17 protein-coding genes are annotated in these 20,247 nt (G+C 46.2%); 15 read left to right on the forward strand and 2 right to left on the reverse strand.

All coding sequences use genetic code 11. The annotated features are described in order from the left end of the window. Nucleotides 1-5: 5 nt before the first annotated feature. The 9 genes from tcdA to der all read left to right on the forward strand — a co-directional run bounded on the left by tcdA (nucleotide 6) and on the right by der (nucleotide 9,795). Entirely contained in the window at nucleotides 6-812 is an 807-nt protein-coding gene (gene tcdA, locus ViNHUV68_RS03220; RefSeq protein WP_038174921.1) for a tRNA cyclic N6-threonylcarbamoyladenosine(37) synthase TcdA, read from the forward strand. A 19-nt stretch (nucleotides 813-831) separates the two neighbouring features. Beyond that, nucleotides 832-1,260, forward strand: coding sequence for a cysteine desulfurase sulfur acceptor subunit CsdE (gene csdE, locus ViNHUV68_RS03225; RefSeq protein ID WP_038174920.1), 429 nt, complete (start codon nucleotides 832-834; stop codon nucleotides 1,258-1,260). A gap of 170 nt (nucleotides 1,261-1,430) precedes the next feature. Further along, nucleotides 1,431-2,558: a bifunctional tRNA (adenosine(37)-C2)-methyltransferase TrmG/ribosomal RNA large subunit methyltransferase RlmN gene (locus ViNHUV68_RS03230; protein WP_038174919.1), complete on the forward strand. Its 1,128-nt coding sequence runs from the start codon at nucleotides 1,431-1,433 to the stop codon at nucleotides 2,556-2,558. A gap of 325 nt (nucleotides 2,559-2,883) precedes the next feature. Then, nucleotides 2,884-3,855, forward strand: coding sequence for a cytoskeleton protein RodZ (gene rodZ, locus ViNHUV68_RS03235; RefSeq protein ID WP_391089289.1), 972 nt, complete (start codon nucleotides 2,884-2,886; stop codon nucleotides 3,853-3,855). Between the two features lie 8 nt (nucleotides 3,856-3,863). After that, nucleotides 3,864-4,982, forward strand: coding sequence for a flavodoxin-dependent (E)-4-hydroxy-3-methylbut-2-enyl-diphosphate synthase (gene ispG / locus ViNHUV68_RS03240; RefSeq protein ID WP_038174916.1), 1,119 nt, complete (start codon nucleotides 3,864-3,866; stop codon nucleotides 4,980-4,982). A 45-nt stretch (nucleotides 4,983-5,027) separates the two neighbouring features. Next, nucleotides 5,028-6,296, forward strand: coding sequence for a histidine--tRNA ligase (gene hisS, locus ViNHUV68_RS03245; protein WP_038174914.1), 1,269 nt, complete (start codon nucleotides 5,028-5,030; stop codon nucleotides 6,294-6,296). 60 nt (nucleotides 6,297-6,356) lie between these two features. Next, nucleotides 6,357-6,971: a YfgM family protein gene (locus ViNHUV68_RS03250; protein WP_038174912.1), complete on the forward strand. Its 615-nt coding sequence runs from the start codon at nucleotides 6,357-6,359 to the stop codon at nucleotides 6,969-6,971. Nucleotides 6,972-6,980: 9 nt separating this feature from the next. Continuing rightward, complete coding sequence (gene bamB / locus ViNHUV68_RS03255) at nucleotides 6,981-8,141, forward strand: outer membrane protein assembly factor BamB (protein WP_038174911.1); 1,161 nt, start codon at nucleotides 6,981-6,983, stop codon at nucleotides 8,139-8,141. 166 nt (nucleotides 8,142-8,307) lie between these two features. Beyond that, a complete protein-coding gene (der, locus tag ViNHUV68_RS03260; protein WP_391089292.1) occupies nucleotides 8,308-9,795 on the forward strand; it encodes a ribosome biogenesis GTPase Der in 1,488 nt (495 codons plus the stop codon). Nucleotides 9,796-9,875: 80 nt separating this feature from the next. Here the strand turns inward: der and ViNHUV68_RS03265 are convergent, their stop codons facing one another. After that, nucleotides 9,876-11,282 carry a DASS family sodium-coupled anion symporter gene (locus ViNHUV68_RS03265; RefSeq protein ID WP_391089294.1) on the reverse strand — a complete coding sequence of 469 codons (1,407 nt, stop codon included), beginning with the start codon at nucleotides 11,280-11,282 and terminating at the stop codon, nucleotides 9,876-9,878. Nucleotides 11,283-11,552: 270 nt separating this feature from the next. Between ViNHUV68_RS03265 and ViNHUV68_RS03270 the strand changes: the two genes are divergently transcribed. The 4 genes from ViNHUV68_RS03270 (at nucleotide 11,553) to ViNHUV68_RS03285 (ending at nucleotide 15,483) form a co-directional block, all read left to right on the forward strand. Continuing rightward, entirely contained in the window at nucleotides 11,553-13,142 is a 1,590-nt protein-coding gene (locus ViNHUV68_RS03270) for a GHKL domain-containing protein (protein WP_038174906.1), read from the forward strand. After that, nucleotides 13,135-13,812, forward strand: a complete 678-nt coding sequence (locus tag ViNHUV68_RS03275) for a response regulator (RefSeq protein ID WP_038174905.1) — start codon at nucleotides 13,135-13,137, stop codon at nucleotides 13,810-13,812. Before ViNHUV68_RS03270 ends, ViNHUV68_RS03275 begins: the two co-directional genes overlap by 8 nt. A gap of 380 nt (nucleotides 13,813-14,192) precedes the next feature. Then, complete coding sequence (locus ViNHUV68_RS03280; RefSeq protein WP_391089296.1) at nucleotides 14,193-15,221, forward strand: diguanylate cyclase; 1,029 nt, start codon at nucleotides 14,193-14,195, stop codon at nucleotides 15,219-15,221. A gap of 37 nt (nucleotides 15,222-15,258) precedes the next feature. Beyond that, nucleotides 15,259-15,483 carry a zinc ribbon domain-containing protein gene (locus tag ViNHUV68_RS03285; RefSeq protein WP_038174902.1) on the forward strand — a complete coding sequence of 75 codons (225 nt, stop codon included), beginning with the start codon at nucleotides 15,259-15,261 and terminating at the stop codon, nucleotides 15,481-15,483. Here the strand turns inward: ViNHUV68_RS03285 and xseA are convergent. Beyond that, nucleotides 15,480-16,811: an exodeoxyribonuclease VII large subunit gene (gene xseA / locus ViNHUV68_RS03290; protein WP_391089298.1), complete on the reverse strand. Its 1,332-nt coding sequence runs from the start codon at nucleotides 16,809-16,811 to the stop codon at nucleotides 15,480-15,482. The two genes, ViNHUV68_RS03285 and xseA, sit on opposite strands and share 4 nt — an antisense overlap. A gap of 232 nt (nucleotides 16,812-17,043) precedes the next feature. On the opposite strand from xseA, the gene guaB reads away from it, so the two are divergent. Both guaB and guaA read left to right on the forward strand, forming a co-directional pair. Further along, nucleotides 17,044-18,507, forward strand: coding sequence for an IMP dehydrogenase (gene guaB, locus ViNHUV68_RS03295; RefSeq protein WP_391089300.1), 1,464 nt, complete (start codon nucleotides 17,044-17,046; stop codon nucleotides 18,505-18,507). Nucleotides 18,508-18,632: 125 nt separating this feature from the next. After that, the gene (guaA, locus tag ViNHUV68_RS03300; protein ID WP_391089302.1) at nucleotides 18,633-20,186 is read left to right on the forward strand and encodes a glutamine-hydrolyzing GMP synthase; all 1,554 of its coding nucleotides are present in this window, start codon (nucleotides 18,633-18,635) and stop codon (nucleotides 20,184-20,186) included. Nucleotides 20,187-20,247 lie beyond the last annotated feature (61 nt).

A 20,247-nucleotide genomic window follows, 5' to 3' on the forward strand; every position in this document is an offset into this window, starting at 1 on the left:
CCGATATGCGTGAATTTGATACTCCTGCTTCTGATAACTACAACCAACGTTTTGGCGGTACGCGTCGTCTCTATGGCAATAGTGAGGTAGAGATTTTACGCAGGGCACACGTTTGTGTGATTGGTATTGGTGGCGTTGGATCGTGGGCAGTAGAAGCATTAGCCCGTACTGGGGTTGGTGAACTGACGTTGATTGATATGGACGATGTGTGCGTGACCAACATTAACCGTCAGATACATGCGATGTCAGGAACCGTTGGTCAAAGCAAAATCGAAGTGATGGCAGAGCGAGTCAAATTGATCAATCCAGAGTGTCAGGTCAATTTGATTGATGACTTTATTACGCCCGATAATCAACACGAATACCTTAGCAAAGAGTATGACTACGTGCTCGACGCGATTGATAGCGTGAAAGCGAAAGCATCGCTATTGGCTTATTGCCGTAGTAATAAAATCAAAGTGATCACGACGGGTGGTGCTGGTGGACAGGTTGATCCGACGCAGATAAAAGTCGCGGATTTAACCAAGACTATTCAAGACCCTCTGGCAAAGAAAATTAAAGATACCCTGCGTCGTCACCACAACTTCCCGACCAATCCTGCGCGTAAGTTTGGCATTGACTGCGTGTTCTCAACGGAGCAGTTAAAATACCCACAACCCGATGGTAGTGTCTGTGGTGTGAAATCAACCGCAGAAGGGCCAAAACGGATGGATTGTGCCAGTGGTTTTGGCGCAGCAACGGTTGTGACGGCTACTTTCGGTTTTGTCGCTGTGTCGCGTATTGTCGAAAAACTGATTCAGAAATACCGCTAATAACGATTTGGAGTTCAAGATGTTACCATTTCCTCACTCGCCATTCGGTCACGAGATCTGCGCTGAAGAGATCACTCAAATCATGCAAGGCTTTCATGGTTGGGAAGACCGTTATCGTCAGGTTATTGTGTGGGGTAAGCAGTTGCCTCAAATGCCTGAATCGTTCAAATCAGAGCAAATTATCGTCGCTGGGTGTGAAAGTCAGGTTTGGTTAGTTAGTCAACTTATTGATGGCAAGTGGTTCTTTTGCGCCGACTCTGATGCTCGCATTGTGCGTGGCTTAATTGCTTTAGTGATGGCGGCATTCAATGGCAAAACCAGTCAGCAGATCCAAGATTTTGATGTCGATGATTATTTCGACAAACTTGGCCTAATCGCGCATTTAAGCCCATCACGTGGCAACGGTCTTAAGGCTATTGTTGAGCAAATAAAGCACACTGCAGTCTAGTCTTATTAACCATCATTTTCGCTATTTTAGCGGCTAGAAAGTTTGTTTAAAAAATAACCATTGCGATATTAACGCCTTAGAAAAGACAGGGCTTTACAACGCTTGTTGTGAATGCGCAAAGGCTGTACAATTCGCGCCCTTAATTAATGTTCCGTCGCTTGAGAGGCCACATGACCACTGAAAAAATCAATCTACTCGACTTTGATCGTCAAGGTATGCGTAAGTTTTTTGCCGATGAGCTCGGCGAAAAGGCATTCCGTGCGGATCAGGTCATGAAGTGGATCTACCATTTCGGTGTGGATAACTTCGAAAACATGACCAACATTAACAAAAAGTTGCGTGAAAAACTTCTGCATCGCTGTGAGATTAAAGCACCTACGGTAGCGCAAGCTCAGCACTCTTCAGATGGCACGATTAAGTGGGCGATGAAAGTCGGCGATCAAGACGTTGAAACCGTCTATATCCCAGAAGAGGATCGTGCGACCTTGTGTGTTTCATCGCAAGTTGGCTGTGCCCTTGAATGTAAATTCTGCTCGACAGCGCAACAAGGTTTTAACCGTAACTTAAAAGTATCCGAGATCATTGGTCAGGTATGGCGCGCCGCGCGTGAAATTGGCCTAGAGAAAGAGACCGGTCGTCGTCCTATCACCAATGTGGTCATGATGGGGATGGGTGAGCCGCTACTGAACATGAAAAACTTGATTCCAGCGCTTGAAATCATGCTCGATGACTTAGGCTTTGGTTTGTCGAAACGTCGTGTTACGGTATCGACTTCTGGTGTGGTCTCAGGCCTTGACCAGATGACTGGCAAAATCGATGTAGCTTTGGCTATCTCGCTTCATGCGCCGAACGACAAACTGCGCAGTGAAATTATGCCAATCAATGACCGCTGGGATATCGAAGATTTCTTAGCCTCTGTACGTCGTTACATCGCGTCTTCAAACGCTAACCGTGGTAAAGTAACCGTCGAGTACGTTCTACTTGACCATGTCAATGATGATATGGACCATGCACGTGAATTGGCGGCGTTGATGAAAGGAACGCCGTGCAAGATTAACTTGATTCCCTTTAACCCGTATCCAGGTTCTCCGTATAAGAAGCCAAGTAACTCTCGTATTGATCGCTTCCAGAAAACCTTGATGCAATACGAACATACGGTCACAGTGCGTAAAACTCGCGGTGATGACATTGATGCGGCATGTGGGCAGTTAGTCGGAGATGTGATCGACCGCACAAAACGGACGGCGGTGTTACGTGCCTCTAAAGGCGACACTATTGAAGTTAAAGCAGTTTCATAATCTTTATCTCAATTCAGTCTAAGCCAGAGCATTGCTCTGGCTTTTTTCTTACATCTTGTAGCGATCTCTTGGTCAAAATAGTGAAAAACCTTGAGCTGACTGTAAATTATGCACTTTCACTATGTTGTTTCATCTATGATATCTATTAGAATTAAGGGTTAACGCTTTAGGGAATATTCTCTGTTATTAAGTGGAGCGTGATTTTTTGCATCGTATGAGGAATTTTCCTCGTTTTTAAAGACCTTGGTTATCGAGCAAACTACGAAGAATACATAATTAAGCGTCAGGTAAACCAAGCTTATTCAAGAAGAGATTTATATTAATCATGACAGCTGAACAACCAATTCAAGACAGCGACGAGAACGTAAAACAAGCAGACGCAGAACAAGTACAAGCGGGCACTTTGCTTAAAAACCAGCGTGAAGCGCTCGGTTTGAGTCAAAAGCAAATTGCTGATCGTCTTCGTTTACGCATTTCGATTATCCAAAATATTGAAAACAATGATTTTTCTTTTGAGCAAGTTGCGACATTTACTCGTGGTTACTTACGTTCTTATGCCAAAGCGGTCAACCTTGATGAAGCCTTGATATTGTCGGCGCTTGGCGATTGCCAAGAAACGCAACCGCAACCTCAACAAATGAAAAGCTTTTCTCGTCAAACAAAACAGGAAAAACACGATAGCCGTATCATGACTCTAACCTGGGGCATCTTTCTGGTTATTCTGGGGATATCGTCGGTCTGGTGGTGGCAAAACCAAGATATAGAGATGACAGATCTCACCACCATTAGCGAACAAGAGCAGCAGCTTGAACAGCAAGCTGATCAAGAACTCAATTTCACCACGCTTGCTGAACAAGAACCACAGCAGAGCGAACAGCCACAAACGACAATTGATGCTGAGCCAAGCCTGCTTGACGCTGATCAGCAAAACGATGAGCTATTGCCTCAGGAAACCGAAATCATCAACGAATCGGTTGAGCCTGAACCTGTCATCGAGCCTCAACCGGTAGAGGTTGACGAGCCATCTGTGGTCGCGCCGGTCGAGCAAGCGGTTAGTGTATCTAATCGACTACAAATGACATTCAGCGACGATTGCTGGATTCAAGTTAAAGATGCCAGTGGAAAAACATTATCAACTGGCGTGAAGAAGGGTGGTCAAGCACTTAGTTTAGAAGGCGAAATGCCGTACAGCGTGATTTTAGGTGCCCCTGAAAACGTTTCAATGATTTTAGCGAGTGAACCTGTCGACCTTTCTGGGTATACTTCGGGCAAAGTCGCAAGATTCAACTTACCTTAGACATTACTATGCAACACGAATCTCCTATCAAACGTCGCCCATCGACTCGTATTTACGTGGGCGATGTGCCTATTGGTGACGGTGCACCAATAGCGGTGCAGTCAATGACAAACACCCGAACAACAGACGTTGCTGCGACTGTTGCGCAGATTAGAGCGTTGGAAAATGTCGGCGCAGACATTGTGCGTGTCTCAGTACCCACGATGGACGCGGCAGAAGCCTTTAAGCAAATTAAGCAGCAAGTCAACATTCCGCTAGTGGCCGATATCCACTTTGACTACCGTATTGCATTAAAAGTTGCCGAGTATGGCGTTGACTGCCTGCGGATCAACCCTGGCAATATTGGTAACGAAGAGCGCATTCGATCGGTTGTCGATTGTGCCCGTGATAACAACATTCCGATTCGGATTGGGGTTAACGGTGGTTCTCTGGAGAAAGACATCCAGATGAAATACGGTGAGCCAACAGCAGCAGCACTCGTTGAGTCAGCAATGCGCCATGTCGATATTCTCGATCGCCTTAACTTTGACCAGTTCAAAGTTAGCGTAAAAGCATCGGATGTATTTCTTGCGGTTGACTCATACCGCCTGCTGGCGACGAAAATTGATCAACCTCTGCACCTTGGTATTACTGAGGCGGGCGGAGCACGCGCAGGCTCGGTTAAATCTGCGGTTGGCCTTGGTATGCTACTTGCGGAAGGTATTGGCGATACATTACGTATCTCATTGGCGGCTAATCCTGTCGAAGAGATCAAAGTTGGCTTTGATATTCTCAAGTCACTGCGCATCCGCTCACGCGGGATAAACTTTATCGCGTGTCCAAGCTGTTCTCGTCAAGAGTTCGATGTAATTAGCACAGTTAATGCGCTTGAAGAGCGTTTAGAAGACATCATTACACCGATGGACGTATCTATTATTGGCTGTGTGGTTAATGGCCCTGGTGAAGCTGAAGTCTCTCACCTCGGTTTAGCGGGAAGCAATAAAAAAAGTGCGTTTTACGAAGACGGCAAACGTCAGAAAGAGCGTTTTGATAATGACGATCTTGTGACGCAGCTAGAAGCTAGAATTCGCGCCAAAGCAGCAATGATGGACGAGCAAAACCGCATCGACATTAAAGTTCAAGATTAATCTCAACCCAGATTACGGTAAGTAATTAACATTACGGTAAATATTGTGGCAAAAACAATTCAAGCAATTCGAGGCATGAACGATTGTCTCCCAACTCAATCACCACTGTGGCAAAAGCTAGAAAACACAGTAAAAAATGTGGTGAGCGCTTACGGTTATAACGAAGTGCGCATGCCAATCGTTGAGATGACTCATCTATTTAGTCGTGCGATTGGTGAAGTCACCGATGTGGTTGAGAAAGAGATGTACACTTTCGAAGACCGTAACGGTGACAGCTTAACGCTGCGCCCAGAAGGTACGGCAGGCTGTGTGCGTTCAGGGATCGAAAACGGTCTTCTGTACAACCAAGAACAGCGTCTATGGTACATGGGACCAATGTTCCGTCATGAGCGTCCGCAAAAGGGGCGTTACCGTCAATTCCATCAATGTGGTGTTGAGGTGTTTGGCCTCAATGGGCCTGACGTTGATGCAGAACTCATTATGATGACTGCGCGCTTATGGCGTGAGCTTGGCATCGACCAACATGTTCGCTTAGAGCTGAACTCTATCGGTTCACTTGACGCACGTGCTAATTATCGTACGGCGTTGATTGAATTTTTAGAACAGCATCTCGATATTCTTGATGAAGATTGTAAGCGCCGTATGCACACCAATCCACTGCGCGTTTTGGATACCAAAAACCCTGACGTTCAAGCTGTTTTAGGTGATGCTCCGCGTTTATCTGACTATCTGGACGATGACTCTAAGCAACATTTCGCGGGCTTATGTGAACTTCTTGACGCCGCAGGCATCGAATACACAGTTAACGAGCGTTTAGTGCGTGGTTTGGACTACTACAACCGTACCGTTTTCGAATGGATTACGGAAAGCTTAGGGGCTCAAGGCACCGTGTGTGGCGGCGGTCGCTATGATGGCTTAGTTGAGCAGCTTGGTGGCAAAGCGACCCCTGCGGTAGGCTTTGCGATGGGCTTAGAACGTTTGGTTCTGATGTTAGAAACGTTAGAGCTTACCGATGTACGTCGCAGTGTCGATGTTTACATGGTCACCGCGGGCGAAGGCACCATGATGGCGGGGATGAAACTGGCTGAATTATTGCGTGAACAAGTGCCGGGCCTGCGAGTCATGAACCATTTCGGCGGCGGCAACTTTAAGAAGCAGTTTAAACGCGCAGATAAAGTCGGCGCGGCGGTTGCCCTCGTGCTGGGTGAGAACGAAGTGGCTGACGGCACTGTCGTACTTAAAGACCTTATCGGTGGTAGTCAAGACACGCTCAGTCAAAGCGACGTTATTGCTAAGCTCTCAGAGCTCGTTTAATTAATTATCAAATATCTCAGTGGTGATGAAGGTCACCACTTTGGCTTAAGAGGACAGGAAGTGGAACTCTACGATACTGAAGAACAACAAGTAGAAGCGATCAAAGATTGGTGGAAAGAGAACGGCAAAGCGGTGATCTTTGGTGCCGTTATCGGTTTAGGTGGCCTATTTGGCTGGCGTTACTACCAAGATTCTGTGACAGCGGCTCAAGAAGCAGCCTCTCAAAGCTACACTAAAGTCGTTCAAACGCTCGCAGAGCAAGGTGTTGATGCTCAAGCCGATATGCAAACTTTTATCGACAGCAACAAAGAGACAGAATACGCGACTCTAGCGGCACTGCAGCTGGCTAAAGTGCAAGCTGAAGCCGGTAATCTGGATGAAGCGATTGCTCAGTTAGAGTGGGCGATCAGCTCGACTCAAGATGCTGCGCTCTCTGCGGTGATCAATTACCGTCTTGCACGTGTGAAAGCTGAACAAGGCGAGTTCGATGCTGCTGTTGCGCAACTTGCGAACATTGATGATCAAAGTTGGGCTAGCCGTGTGGCTGAGCTAAAGGGCGATATTCTGCTTCGTAAAGGCGACGCTGAAGGCGCTTATGCCGCTTATACTGAAGCGCAGCAATCTGGTGATGCAAGCCAAACCCTTCAACTGAAGTTGGATGATCTAGCCAAGTAAGGGCATTGCATGAAGAATATGCTGAAAAAAGCGCTTGCGACAGCGTTGTGTGTTGGCGCTCTCGCTGGCTGTGCAAGTGAAGAAGACATCATCATTATGTCACCGGTTCCACAGGTGAATAACGAGTTCACGCCATCAAGTCTATGGAGTGCCTCTATTGGTGGTGGTGTTGAACAATACTACTCAAAGCTCTCGGCTGAATACGCTTACGACAAAGTCTTTGTTGCTAGCCGTGATGGCTTAGTCAAAGCGCTTGATCCTGACAATGGCAAGACGCTATGGGAAGTTGACGTTGAAGGTGATGTTTCTGCACGTTTATCGGGGGGTATTACCGCCGGTTATGGGCAAATATTCATCGGTAGCGAAAATGGCCGAGTGTTCGCTTTTGATCAAGAAACTGGCGAACTCAACTGGCGTGTTGATGTTGATGGTGAAGTATTAGCTGCGCCAGCAACCGACAGCAACTTTGTCATTGTGCATACCAATAAAGGTATTTTATTGGCGCTTGATCAAGTTACCGGTGAGTCAAAGTGGACCATCAGTAGCGAAGTGCCGAACCTGACTTTACGTGGCAATAGTGCGCCAGTGACAGCCTCTGGTGGTGTGTTCTGGGGTACGGGCAATGGCCGCTTGGCCGCTGCGATCGTGGAACGTGGTCAATTGATTTGGCAACAACCAATTGGTAAACCGCAAGGCGCGACAGAAATCGATCGCTTAGTTGATGTCGATGCATCGCCGCTTATCTTGGGCAGCTCGCTGTACATCATCGGTTATAACGGTCAACTGACCTCGATTGATTTACGCTCTGGCAAACCGGCTTGGAAGCGTAACTATTCATCGGCTTCTGATTTAGCCAGTGATGCCAGTCGGTTATATTTGGTGACTGAAAAAGATCACCTGGTCGCGGTTGATGCTCGCAGTGGTACTGAACTGTGGAGCAATGAACAGCTTGAACATCGCTTGGTCACCGCTCCAGTGATTATCGATTCTTATATCGTTGTCGGTGACAGTGAAGGCTACTTATATTGGATTGATCGCGATAGCGGTGATTTTGTTTCTATGCAGCATGTTGATTCAAGTGGTTTTGCGGTTGGACCGACGGCACTTGAAGACGGTTACGTGATAGTGACTCGTGATGGCGATGTAAAGAAACTAACGATCAACGACTAATCGTGTGATACAATTCACATTCGGCTCCTCGCTGGTAACAGTTGGGAGCCGTTTGTTTGTTTTAGATACCCAAAGTTTGATGTGGTTATAGGTAAAGTGCTCATGACAGTGGATTGTGCTGAGTTATTACCTATAACTACATAAAGAAAATATTGTAGAGGTTATTATGGTACCTGTTGTTGCTCTTGTAGGGCGTCCAAACGTTGGTAAGTCAACGTTGTTTAACCGATTGACTCGTACGCGTGACGCATTGGTTGCGGATTTCCCTGGCTTAACTCGCGACCGAAAATATGGTCAGGCGAAGCTTGGTGAGCACGAGTTTATCGTGATCGATACGGGTGGTATTGATGGCACCGAAGAAGGTGTTGAAACCAAAATGGCTCAGCAGTCGCTTGCCGCGATTGATGAAGCCGATGTCGTGCTATTTATGGTCGATGGCCGTGCAGGTCTTACGCCAGCGGATATCGCGATTGCTAACCACTTACGTAAGCTTGAAAAGCCTTCGATGCTAGTGGTCAACAAAGTTGACGGTATTGATGCCGATGCTGCGTCAGCGGATTTTTGGCAACTTGGTGTCGAGCAGATGTACCAAATCGCGGCAGCACATGGTCGTGGTGTTGGTGCTCTTATTGATCGCGCGCTTAATCCATTTGCTGAGAAAATGATTGAAGAAGCAAAAGGTGAGATCGAAGACCTGACTGGTTTTGAAGACCAAGAAGAAGAGAAGCTCGATTACACAGAAGAAGAAGCGGAAGCGGAATTTCAGCGTCTGCAAGATCAGCCGATCAAGCTGGCGATTATCGGCCGTCCAAACGTCGGTAAATCAACACTAACTAACCGTATTTTGGGTGAAGAGCGTGTCGTGGTTTACGATATGCCGGGCACCACGCGTGACTCGATCTATATTCCAATGGAACGTGATGGTCGTGAATATGTGCTGATTGATACCGCAGGTGTTCGTCGCCGTAAGCGTATTAACGAAACGGTTGAAAAGTTCTCTGTAGTCAAGACACTAAAAGCCGTAGAAGACGCTAACGTTGTGCTATTGGTTATTGATGCACGCGAAAACATCTCTGATCAAGACTTAAGCTTACTTGGTTTTGCGTTGAACGCGGGTCGTTCTATCGTGATTGCGGTAAACAAGTGGGATGGTCTTGATATGGACGTCAAAGAGCACGTGAAGAAAGAGCTTGATCGCCGTCTTGGTTTTGTTGACTTTGCGCGTATCCACTTTATTTCAGCGCTACACGGTACTGGTGTTGGCCACTTGTTTGAGTCTGTGCAAGAAGCTTACAAATCCGCCACAACGCGTGTTGGTACGTCGGTATTAACGCGTATCATGAAGATGGCAACCGAAGATCACCAGCCACCATTGGTTCGTGGTCGTCGTGTTAAGTTGAAGTATGCTCACGCAGGGGGCTATAACCCACCGATCGTGGTTATCCATGGTAACCAGGTTAACGAGCTGCCAGATTCATACAAGCGCTTCTTGATGAACTACTTCCGCAAGTCTTTGGAAATTATGGGGACGCCAATTCGCATCCAGTTCCAGAGCAGCGAAAACCCGTTTGAAGGTAAATCAAACAAAATGACATTGTCTCAAGAGCGTAAACGTAAACGCTTGATGAGCATGATGAATAGTCGTAAGAAGTAATCTAACTCTGCGATTAGAATAACAACAAAAAAGCGCCGACTTCACCTCGGCGCTTTTTTTTAAGCATCAAGCCATCTCAATTACCACATCCCCAATATCTTCCACCAAGCGCCGCCAATAAAGAAAAATACCGGAATAACGATCAGCGAGAAAACAAAACCAATCTTCCACCAACTTTGCAGGTTGAGGAAACCAGCACCGAATAAAATCGGCGCGGGGCCCGAAGAGTAGTGAGTGGTTGACATATAAAGGTTACTGAAGATACCAAGCACAATCGCCGCTAGCATCGGTGGTGCACCGGCTGAAATTGCAATGGCAAGAAAGGCTGAGTACATCGCGCTGATATGCGCCATCGCGCTCGCCATTAAATAGTGACTGTAGTAATAGACTAACAATAAGATAGCCAAAGTCGACAGCCAGCCATAACCGGATAACGAGCTACCGATCATGTCACCAAACCAAGCGATAAAACCGAGTTTATTAAGCTGCGCTGCCATCATTACCAATACCGCAAACCAGGTGATGGTATGCCAAGCCTCTTTCTCTTGTAATACCGCATCCCAAGTAATCGTGCGTGTGATAAGTAGGAAAACTAAACCGAGTAGTGCGGTGACGGTCGAATGAATCCCTAAGGTTGGCCCCAGCACCCAAAGGCTTATCATGCCAATAAAAGTAATACAAACCATCCACTCATTGCGTGTCATCGCGCCCATCTCGGCCAGTTTTTGGCGTGCAATCAGCCGCATCTCAGGGGTTTTTTTCAATTCGGGTGGAAAGACAAAGTACATCACCAGTGGGATTAAGAATAGGCAGACAATGCCGGGGACGATGGCCGCCAATGCCCAACCTGCCCAAGTAATTTCAACCCCTTGCTCTTTCGCAAAGTTAGCGGCCAGTGGGTTGCCAGCCATCGAGGTGAGGAACATGGCACAAGTAATGGCGTTACATTGGAAAATACACTGGACCAAAAACGCGCCGATTTTATTCTCGGTTCCTTTCTCTGGATCCGAGTCGTACGCATTGGCAACTGAGCGGAACAGTGGCGAGATAATCCCACCACAGCGAGCTGTCGTACTCGGTGTGGCGGGAGCAAAGAGAAGATCGGTCAAAACAAGACCGTAGGCGAGTCCGAGGGAGCTATTGCCCAACTTAGCAATAAACCAATATCCAACACGACTACCAAATCCGGTGCTAATAAAACCGCGTGAAATGAAAAATGCGGCCGCAATCATCCATATGGTTGGATGAGCGAATCCTGTTAGTGCGGTTTTAATCGGCAGCACATCAAGTAAAGTGGCGGCTGTCAGGCCGATCAATGCCATCGCACCTAGTGGTAATGGTGCAATGATCAGGCTAAGTACGGTAATGACAAACACAGTCATCATTTGCCAAGCTTGCTCAGTCAGTCCTTGTGGAATGGGGCTAAACCATAGTATTCCCCCAATAATTGCGAGCATGAGTAGCCGCATGTTGCTTGAAGTTAGCATAAAACTCTCCTTTAGTTTTTTACTAACTTAGTGACTAATGTCTTTGATAAACCTGTTATAAATCAAAAACTCACTGAACATATTAGCGCAGGACACTACTCTTCAAACCAACGCAAATCCTCGTTGCAATAAAAGTGAGATAAGCTGCATTAAATTAATAAAATCAATAAACGTCATCAACGAGATCTTTCTCAACTTAGTGCTCATTAGCGCTGAAGTTCGATTTATAACCACGTATTCTTACTCTCAATTAAATGGATGAATAAGATCATGGCACCGCGAATATTTCCCCGTTCTTTTACCATGCACCTCACTTTACTCTTGTGTGGTGCGCTCATGCTTGGTTCGGTTGGCTGGTGGTTGGTGACAACGGAGCGCCTCAACCAAGTGCTGGCTGACCAAATTGCGTTGCGAGCCCAGGTTCAATCTCAGCAATTGGCTCTGATCCCGACTTTGTTATCAGCCGTTGAGCGTCGCAACAGTCAGGAGGTCAGTGAGATTATTACCCGCTTGCAGCAAGCAACGGATGCTGACTTTATTACCGTAAGTGATGCGCAAGGAATACGTCTCGCACATCCTGTTTCCAGTCGTATTGGTTTACCTGTGGTCGGTGGTGATATTGAGCATGCGCTAACCAGTGGAGAATCCTATTTATCACACAGTGTTGGCTCGTTAGGGCCTTCACTGCGTTACATCTCGCCTTTAATTAACGATCAAGGCGACATTATCGGCATGATTAAAGTGGGTTATCTTAAACAGTCGATCGCGGTATTCAATAATGAGACATTATCCCCGCTGATTTTATTTGCTGTTTTGAGCATGTTGGTGTCTGGTTTAGTGGCTTGGCGTTTTTCCGAATATGTACGCGACAAGATGCAACACTTAGAACCGTGGCAACTTCACCAAACGTTACAAACTAGCCAAGGTGTGTTGCAAGCGGCGCATGAAGGGTTAATGGCCGTTAACGCTCAGCAAGAGGTGTATTTATTAAATGAATCGGCTCATGCCTTATTGGGTATCGAAGCCAAAGAAGATTTACCTCAGCCACTGCAAACCTTATTCAGCGAGTCACACCACTTCTCTTTACAAGGCGAAGACTTTATCGATCGCTTGGTGCGCATCAGTGGCCGAAACTTAGTGCTAACTCGTGTGACATTGACCGCGACTCCCGACACGCAACGTGGAGCGGTGTTTAGCCTCAGAGCGCAAAAAGAGCTACAGCTATTGTCGAACAAAATTAGCCAGGTTAGCAGCTATTTAGAATCTATCCGTGTTACTCGACATGAGTATCAAAATAAACTCTCTACCGTTACTGGGCTGTTGCAATTAGGCAATGTTGAACAAGCACTCGGGGTACTCTTGACGCAAGCACAGGAGAATCAAGCCAATATGGACAGTGTCGCTCAGTTGCAGTCATTGCCGCTTATCTCCGGATTATTACTGGCGCATTTAGGCAAAGCAGCAGAAAAAAATATTCAGGTCGATTTAAGCGAATTAAATGGTTGGCGTGACTTACCGAAAAAACTTGATGAACAAGCCTTAAGCTCATTATTAGGTAATCTAATTAGTAATAGCATAGAAGCGCTAGAGGGCATTGACCAAGCAAGGATTCGAGTCGTGATGTACCAGACAAGCTCTGAAAGAGTCCTCGCGGTGGCTAACAATGGACCGATCATCAATGTCAGTTTAGACGCACTTTGTCAGCTCGGTTTTACTACGAAAGGCGATTTTCATGAACGTGGTATTGGTATGCACCTAGTTCAGTCAATTGTTGAAGCGGCGAATGGCTATGCTGAGCTAGACAGTGATCAGGATGAAACGCTGTTTACAATCTATTTTCCGGAGGAAAGTCATGTATAACGTTTTAGTGATTGAAGATGATCCGAATATTGCCGCATTGCATCGTCAATTTATTATTCGTGACAAACGATTTCAGGTTCTCGGTACGGCTGGGCATCTTGCGCAGGCAAGGGGGCTCTTAGCACAGACAGCGTTTGATTTAGTGATTGTTGACAACTATTTACCCGATGGCTTGGGGATCAATTTTTTACCTGAGTTAAACGCACTGGCTCACCGCCCAGAAAGCATTCTAGTGACGGCGGCAAATGATGTTGAAACCGTGCAAAAAGCGTTGCGTTATGGCGCGTTTGATTATTTAGTTAAGCCACTCGATTATCAGCGCTTAGCACACAGTTTAGACAAATATTGTTTGATCCAGCATACACTCACCCATGGTCAGAGTTTGGCTCAAGGCGAGTTGGACGCGTTGTTTCAACATGGTGACACGACACGTAAGCATAATTGTACCGATGCCTATACACTAAAGCAGATTGTCGACCAATTTAACCACGCTAATGTTGAGTTGAGTGTCAGCACCATCGCAGAACGTTTTGCTATCAGTAAAAGTACCGCTAGACGTTATTTAGATCAGGCGGTCGATAACAACACTCTTGAAGCATTCCTGGCTCACGGCAAGGTGGGGAGGCCGACAAGAATTTACCGTCGACCGAGTCATATTCATCATTGCTAGTTGATTAGACAGAGCCTAGCGAGCAATACATTGGAAAAACACACCCATGTAATTGCAAACTTGATGAAGTTGATCTTTTTATTAAATGTTGATTTATGGTTTTAAATTACTAGATATTGAAATATTGTGCTTCTTTAAATTCAAATGCAGCACATGTAACTTATGCTTTCGGTGTGTGGTTATATAAATGTTCTTTAAAGGGTAGATCGCTGATCAAGTTGGATTTAGCCGACGATCTGAGTTTGATCGTTACTCTCTCAATTTGGTGCAAACATTGTCATCTTTATCAATGATTACGTAACTGAGGTAATGATCAGCGTATGAAATGATGTTATATGCTACCGTGTGTGGTAATAATAAAAAAAATTGAGTCAGTCATAATGAGTTACCTCAAGCTTCTCACCGCTCACAGAGAAGTCAATAAATTGCTCACAAAACTAGCATTAGGAATGGGTAAGGAAGAGCTCAATCGGCGGGTTGTCGATCTTTCTGAAAACTGGTTTGGTGAGCGTAGAGCGTCGATTCTTCGCCTTGATAGGCAAAGTGAACAGCTCTATGTCGAATACGCGCCGAGTTTACCCGATTTTTATAATCAAGCGGTGGAAGGTGTCGCAATAGGACCCACTGTTGGATCATGCGGCGCGGCCGCCTATTCAAAGACAATTGTGGTGGTTGAAGATATCAATCAACACCCTAACTGGAACTTTTTTAGCGCTATCACCCAACAAGCAAATTTACATGCCTGTTGGTCTGTTCCGATTCTTTCCAGTACAGATGCGGCAATGGGGACGTTTGCCATTTACAGTCATGAGCCTTCATCTCCTCAGCCATATGAGTTAGAAGTTTTGCAAATGCTTGCGTCACTATATGCGGTGGCATGGGAAAAGTATGAATTAGAAGATCAACTCCATTACCACGCTCGCTATGACTCTTTAACCGGCTGTTTAAATCGTCGCGCTTTGTTGCAACAAGCCAGCGATTGTTTAAATACCGATTTAGACTATGTGGCGTGTTTTTTTGCCGATATCGACAGATTTAAACAAATCAATGACCGCTATGGCCATGAGGTAGGAGACCGTGTGCTAGCGCAAGTGGGAGGAGTGTTCAATCAAACTTTTGATGGCTTGAGCTTGAATGGTCGTTATGGCGGCGATGAATTTGTCGCTTTTGCTTTTTCTGACGACAAGAAAACCTTTAGCCGTTTAGAAAAGCAATTTACCCAATCACTCCAAGATTTGGTGCTGGTTGAAGGGCTAAAAGTGCATGTCAGTCTTGGTAAGTCAGTGTGTGAAGTGGGCCGTTTGGTATCATTGCAGCAACTGATACAACAAGCAGATAAAAAGATGTATCAAATAAAACACGCCAATAGATGTGATCCTGATCAAGACACTTACAGCGTTAGCCGTTAAATTAAGTGACAACAGAAGTATTTAATTGAGAGCTACTATGAACGAAAACGACTGCCCAAGTTGCAATCAGGCGCTTGAATGGACAGGGCAATATCATTGTACTGCTTGTCAAAGTGATTATAAGAAAGTCGGTTTTTGTCCCGATTGCAATGCTGAGCTAGAAAAGCTTCAAGCGTGTGGCGCCGCCAACTATTTTTGCAATAGTTGTAATGAACTTAAATCTAAATCTCGGGTGAAGTTTGAGTTTCAGCTTTTAGACTAATTAACCGTCGAGCGGATTTCGCCATCAGATAAGCGGGTGACCAAAGTGTCGCCCGTTTTGGTTTGTGACACTTGGCTAATGACTTGACCGGATTGGTTTTGCGTAATCGAATAACCGCGCTTTAATGTTGCAAGTGGGCTAACGGTATCAAGTTTCTCAGCCGCCAATGCCAGTTGATGACGCGTGTTGAGCAATTTTCTATCCATGGCATCCAGCAGTTTTTGCTCTAGTCTTTGCAAACTCGCTTGTTGGGCCGCTAAGCGTTTTACCGGAGAATAAAGGGCAATTTTGTGCTGTTGGCGCTCAATTTTGTGTTGATGAGAACTCAGTAACTGAGTTATTGCACGCTGCAAACGCGCATTTAATTCATCTAACTGTTGGCTCTGGCGTTGCAGTTGATTATTCGGGTGTTGGCGATCTAAGCGATGCAGTAACGAGGTGGTTTGCTGCTTTTGCTCACTCAGATAGTGGCGCATCGCACTGATGAGCTTATGTTGGCGAGCGTTGAATGCTTGATCTTTATGACTGTTGTCACGACTGACTAACTCGGCGGCGGCAGAGGGGGTAGGCGCGCGCATATCAGCAACGAAGTCAGCGATGGTTACATCCACTTCATGGCCCACGGCACTAATAATCGGGATCTGGCTGGCTGCAATGGTCCGGGCTAACACTTCATTGTTAAAACACCACAAGTCTTCTAACGAACCACCACCGCGACCAACAATTAATACATCACACTCATTACGACTATTGGCTCGGCCAATCGCTTGGGCTATTTGGATTGCCGCCTCTTCGCCTTGAACCATGGTTGGATAAATCACCACCGGCAGCGATGGGTCGCGACGTTTCAACACATCAAGAATATCAAACAGCGCCGCGCCAGTTTTTGAAGTAATGATACCGACGGTTTGAGGATGTTCTGGTAGTGGTCGCTTACTCGTTTGAGCAAACAGCCCTTCAGCAGCCAGTTTCATCTTGAGTTCTTCAAACTGCTGCTGCAGTCGACCGTCTCCTTCAGGCTGCATACTGTCAATGATCAACTGATAGTCACCACGAGGCTCATACAATGAGAGGCGGGCTTTAACTAGCACTTGATTGCCGTTTTGAGGCTTGAAGGTAACACGACGATTGTTGCCTCGGAACATGGCACATTTGACTTGAGCACGTGAGTCTTTCAGCGTCAGATACCAGTGCCCTGAAACGGGGGCTGAGAAGTTTGAGATCTCACCCACTAACCAAACAATCCCCATTTCGTTTTCAAGGAGTAAACGCACTTCGGCATTGAGACGAGAAACAGTGAAGATATTTTGATTGGTCAGAGAAGACACAGCTAATCTCTTGGGCGTGATTATGGAAATTAGCGGCAATATAATACATAGCAAGGGGGTAAATGCAAATTAAAAATATAAAAATGTGTAGCCAAGCGATTGCTCAGGCCGTATAATCCGTCCGCAATATCTAATCCAAATGCAGCTGAGTTTCCCAAGCTTACTGCCCTCATTATGCGAAACGATGAGACCGGATTATTCTTTTTACTCCTCTAATTGTGAGATATTGCAAATGCTAAGAATTGCCAAAGAAGCGCTGACATTCGACGACGTACTGCTTGTGCCAGCACACTCCACCGTTCTCCCAAACACAGCTGATCTTCGCACTCAGTTGACGAAAAATATCACTTTAAATATTCCAATGGTTTCTGCATCTATGGATACCGTGACGGAAGCTCGTCTCGCTATCGCTCTTGCGCAGGAAGGCGGCATTGGTTTTATTCATAAAAACATGTCTATCGAGCAGCAGGCTCAAATGGTTCACCAAGTTAAGATTTATGAAGCGGGTGTGGTTTCTCACCCAGTAACCATAAATCCTGATGCCACTATCGCTGATGTTATCGCTCTAACTGAAAAGCACGGTTTTGCCGGTTTCCCTGTCGTCACTGATACTAACGAGCTGGTTGGTATTATCACCGGCCGTGATGTTCGCTTTGTCACTGATCTTTCTAAGAAAGTTGATGTTGTGATGACGCCAAAAGAGCGTCTTGCCGCCGTGAAAGAAGGGGCTACTCGTGAAGAAGTTCAAGAGAAAATGCACAAAGCGCGCGTAGAGAAAGTATTGGTAGTGAACGATGAGTTCCAACTGACCGGTATGATCACAGCGAAAGACTTCCACAAAGCAGAAAGTAAACCAAACGCTTGTAAAGATGAGCGTGGCAGCTTGCGCGTCGGTGCCGCCGTTGGTGCAGGTGCCGGAAACGAAGAGCGTGTTGCGGCTTTGGTTGAAGCGGGTGTTGACGTACTGCTGATTGACTCTTCACATGGTCATTCTGAAGGGGTACTAAACCGCATTCGTGAAACTCGTGCTGCTTACCCAGATCTCGACATCATCGGTGGTAACGTTGCAACTGGCGCAGGCGCTAAAGCGCTTATCGATGCTGGTGTTAGCGCAGTCAAAGTGGGTATCGGCCCTGGTTCTATTTGTACTACTCGTATTGTAACTGGTGTTGGCGTTCCTCAAGTTACGGCTATCGCCGATGCGGCTGAAGTGGCCAACCAACACGGCATCCCAGTGATTGCTGATGGTGGTATCCGTTTCTCAGGTGATATCTGTAAAGCGATTGCCGCTGGCGCATCATGCGTTATGGTCGGTTCGATGTTTGCCGGTACTGAAGAAGCGCCGGGCGAAGTCATTCTATATAACGGTCGTTCATACAAGTCTTACCGTGGTATGGGCTCACTAGGTGCAATGTCTCAAGGTTCATCTGATCGTTACTTCCAGTCTGACAATGCTGCAGACAAACTTGTTCCTGAAGGCATCGAAGGCCGTATCGCTTACAAAGGTCGCCTAAAAGAGATCGTTCATCAACAAATGGGTGGTCTTCGTTCAAGTATGGGCCTTACAGGTTCACCAACGATCGAAGAAATGCGCACTAAAGCTGAATTTGTCCGCATCTCTGGTGCTGGTATGAAAGAGTCTCACGTACACGACGTCCAAATCACTAAGGAAGCGCCAAACTACCGTTTGGGTTAATCAGCGTTGACGAGTTTTTGCTATGCAATAACTTTACGTAAACGTTTGCTTTTCCTTGAAGCATTAAGAAGAGGCGAGTAAACTCGCCTCCGTTTTAATCACTTAGCCTAAAAAGACTGCTCAAAATGACTAAAAATATTCATGACCAACGTATTCTGATTTTGGACTTCGGTTCTCAGTACACTCAATTAGTAGCGCGCCGCGTACGTGAAATCGGCGTTTACTGTGAACTTTGGAGCTGGGATGTTGAAGAAGCGGATATTCGTGAATTCAATCCTGACGGCATCATCCTTTCTGGTGGCCCTGAAAGCGTAACAGAACACAACTCTCCACGTGCACCTCAATATGTTTTTGACTCAGGTGTTCCTGTACTGGGTGTGTGTTACGGCATGCAAACCATGGCAGAGCAGCTCGGTGGTAAAGTTGCGGGCTCTAACGAACGTGAGTTCGGCTACGCTCAAGTTAAAGTGTCAGGTGAATCTGCATTATTTAAAGATCTTGAAGCGACTCAAGATGTTTGGATGAGCCACGGCGATAAAGTGGTCGAAATTCCAGCCGATTTCGTCAAAGTAGCCCAGACAGACACCTGTCCTTACGCTGCAATGGCCAATGAAGAGAAGAAATACTACGGCGTACAGTTCCACCCAGAAGTAACTCATACTAAGCAAGGTCTGCAGATGCTAGAGAACTTTGTTCTTGGTGTGTGTGGCTGTGAGCGCCTATGGACTTCTGAATCAATCATCGAAGATGCGGTTGCTCGTATTAAAGAGCAAGTCGGTGATGATGAAGTCATTCTAGGTCTGTCTGGTGGTGTTGACTCATCTGTCGTTGCAATGCTCGTTCACCGTGCTATCGGCGATAATCTGACTTGTGTCTTTGTTGATAACGGCTTACTTCGTCTCAACGAAGGTGAGCAAGTTATGGATATGTTTGGTGACAAGTTTGGCTTGAAGATTATTAAAATTGATGCCGAAGATCGTTTCCTTGATGCGCTAGAAGGCCAATCGGATCCAGAACAGAAACGTAAGACTATCGGTCACGTTTTTGTTGATGTCTTCGATGAAGAGTCGAAGAAACTGAAGAATGCGAAATGGCTAGCTCAGGGAACCATCTACCCAGACGTTATTGAATCTGCAGCCTCTAAAACAGGTAAAGCGCACGTGATCAAATCACACCATAATGTCGGCGGCCTGCCTGATGATATGGATATGGGGCTGGTTGAGCCGCTGCGTGAGCTGTTCAAAGATGAAGTGCGTAAGATTGGTCTCGAGCTTGGCCTGCCATACAATATGCTTTATCGCCATCCGTTCCCAGGTCCAGGCCTTGGTGTTCGTGTTCTGGGTGAGGTGAAGAAAGAGTACTGTGACTTGTTACGTCGCGCTGATGCTATCTTTATTGAAGAGCTACACGCTGCAGACCTATACAACAAAGTCTCTCAAGCGTTCACGGTATTCCTACCCGTTCGCTCTGTGGGTGTGATGGGCGATGGCCGTAAGTACGATTGGGTTGTATCACTGCGTGCAGTTGAAACCATCGACTTTATGACCGCGCATTGGGCACACCTGCCATATGACTTCTTAGGTAAGGTATCTAACCGCATTATCAACGAAGTTGAAGGTATTTCCCGTGTCGTTTATGACATTTCAGGTAAACCGCCAGCGACGATCGAGTGGGAATAACCACTCTCGATTGACCATGAAACGTTAACAAAAACTAGCTCTCGGGCTAGTTTTTTTGTTT

Source organism: Vibrio sp. NH-UV-68 (assembly GCF_042940635.1).
GTDB lineage: Bacteria > Pseudomonadota > Gammaproteobacteria > Enterobacterales > Vibrionaceae > Vibrio > Vibrio pacinii.

Bases quoted from the DNA above. Each gene is read 5' to 3' on its own strand.
- ViNHUV68_RS03280 (WP_391089296.1), top strand. From the start codon at position 14,193: ATGAGTTACCTCAAGCTTCTCACCGCTCACAGAGAAGTCAATAAATTG.
- ViNHUV68_RS03285 (WP_038174902.1), top strand. From the start codon at position 15,259: ATGAACGAAAACGACTGCCCAAGTTGCAATCAGGCGCTTGAATGGACA.
- ViNHUV68_RS03270 (WP_038174906.1), top strand. From the start codon at position 11,553: ATGGCACCGCGAATATTTCCCCGTTCTTTTACCATGCACCTCACTTTA.
- tcdA (WP_038174921.1), top strand. From the start codon at position 6: ATGCGTGAATTTGATACTCCTGCTTCTGATAACTACAACCAACGTTTT.
- ViNHUV68_RS03230 (WP_038174919.1), top strand. From the start codon at position 1,431: ATGACCACTGAAAAAATCAATCTACTCGACTTTGATCGTCAAGGTATG.
- bamB (WP_038174911.1), top strand. From the start codon at position 6,981: ATGAAGAATATGCTGAAAAAAGCGCTTGCGACAGCGTTGTGTGTTGGC.
- ViNHUV68_RS03275 (WP_038174905.1), top strand. From the start codon at position 13,135: ATGTATAACGTTTTAGTGATTGAAGATGATCCGAATATTGCCGCATTG.
- guaB (WP_391089300.1), top strand. From the start codon at position 17,044: ATGCTAAGAATTGCCAAAGAAGCGCTGACATTCGACGACGTACTGCTT.
- rodZ (WP_391089289.1), top strand. From the start codon at position 2,884: ATGACAGCTGAACAACCAATTCAAGACAGCGACGAGAACGTAAAACAA.
- ispG (WP_038174916.1), top strand. From the start codon at position 3,864: ATGCAACACGAATCTCCTATCAAACGTCGCCCATCGACTCGTATTTAC.
- der (WP_391089292.1), top strand. From the start codon at position 8,308: ATGGTACCTGTTGTTGCTCTTGTAGGGCGTCCAAACGTTGGTAAGTCA.
- ViNHUV68_RS03265 (WP_391089294.1), bottom strand. From the start codon at position 11,282: ATGCTAACTTCAAGCAACATGCGGCTACTCATGCTCGCAATTATTGGG.
- csdE (WP_038174920.1), top strand. From the start codon at position 832: ATGTTACCATTTCCTCACTCGCCATTCGGTCACGAGATCTGCGCTGAA.
- guaA (WP_391089302.1), top strand. From the start codon at position 18,633: ATGACTAAAAATATTCATGACCAACGTATTCTGATTTTGGACTTCGGT.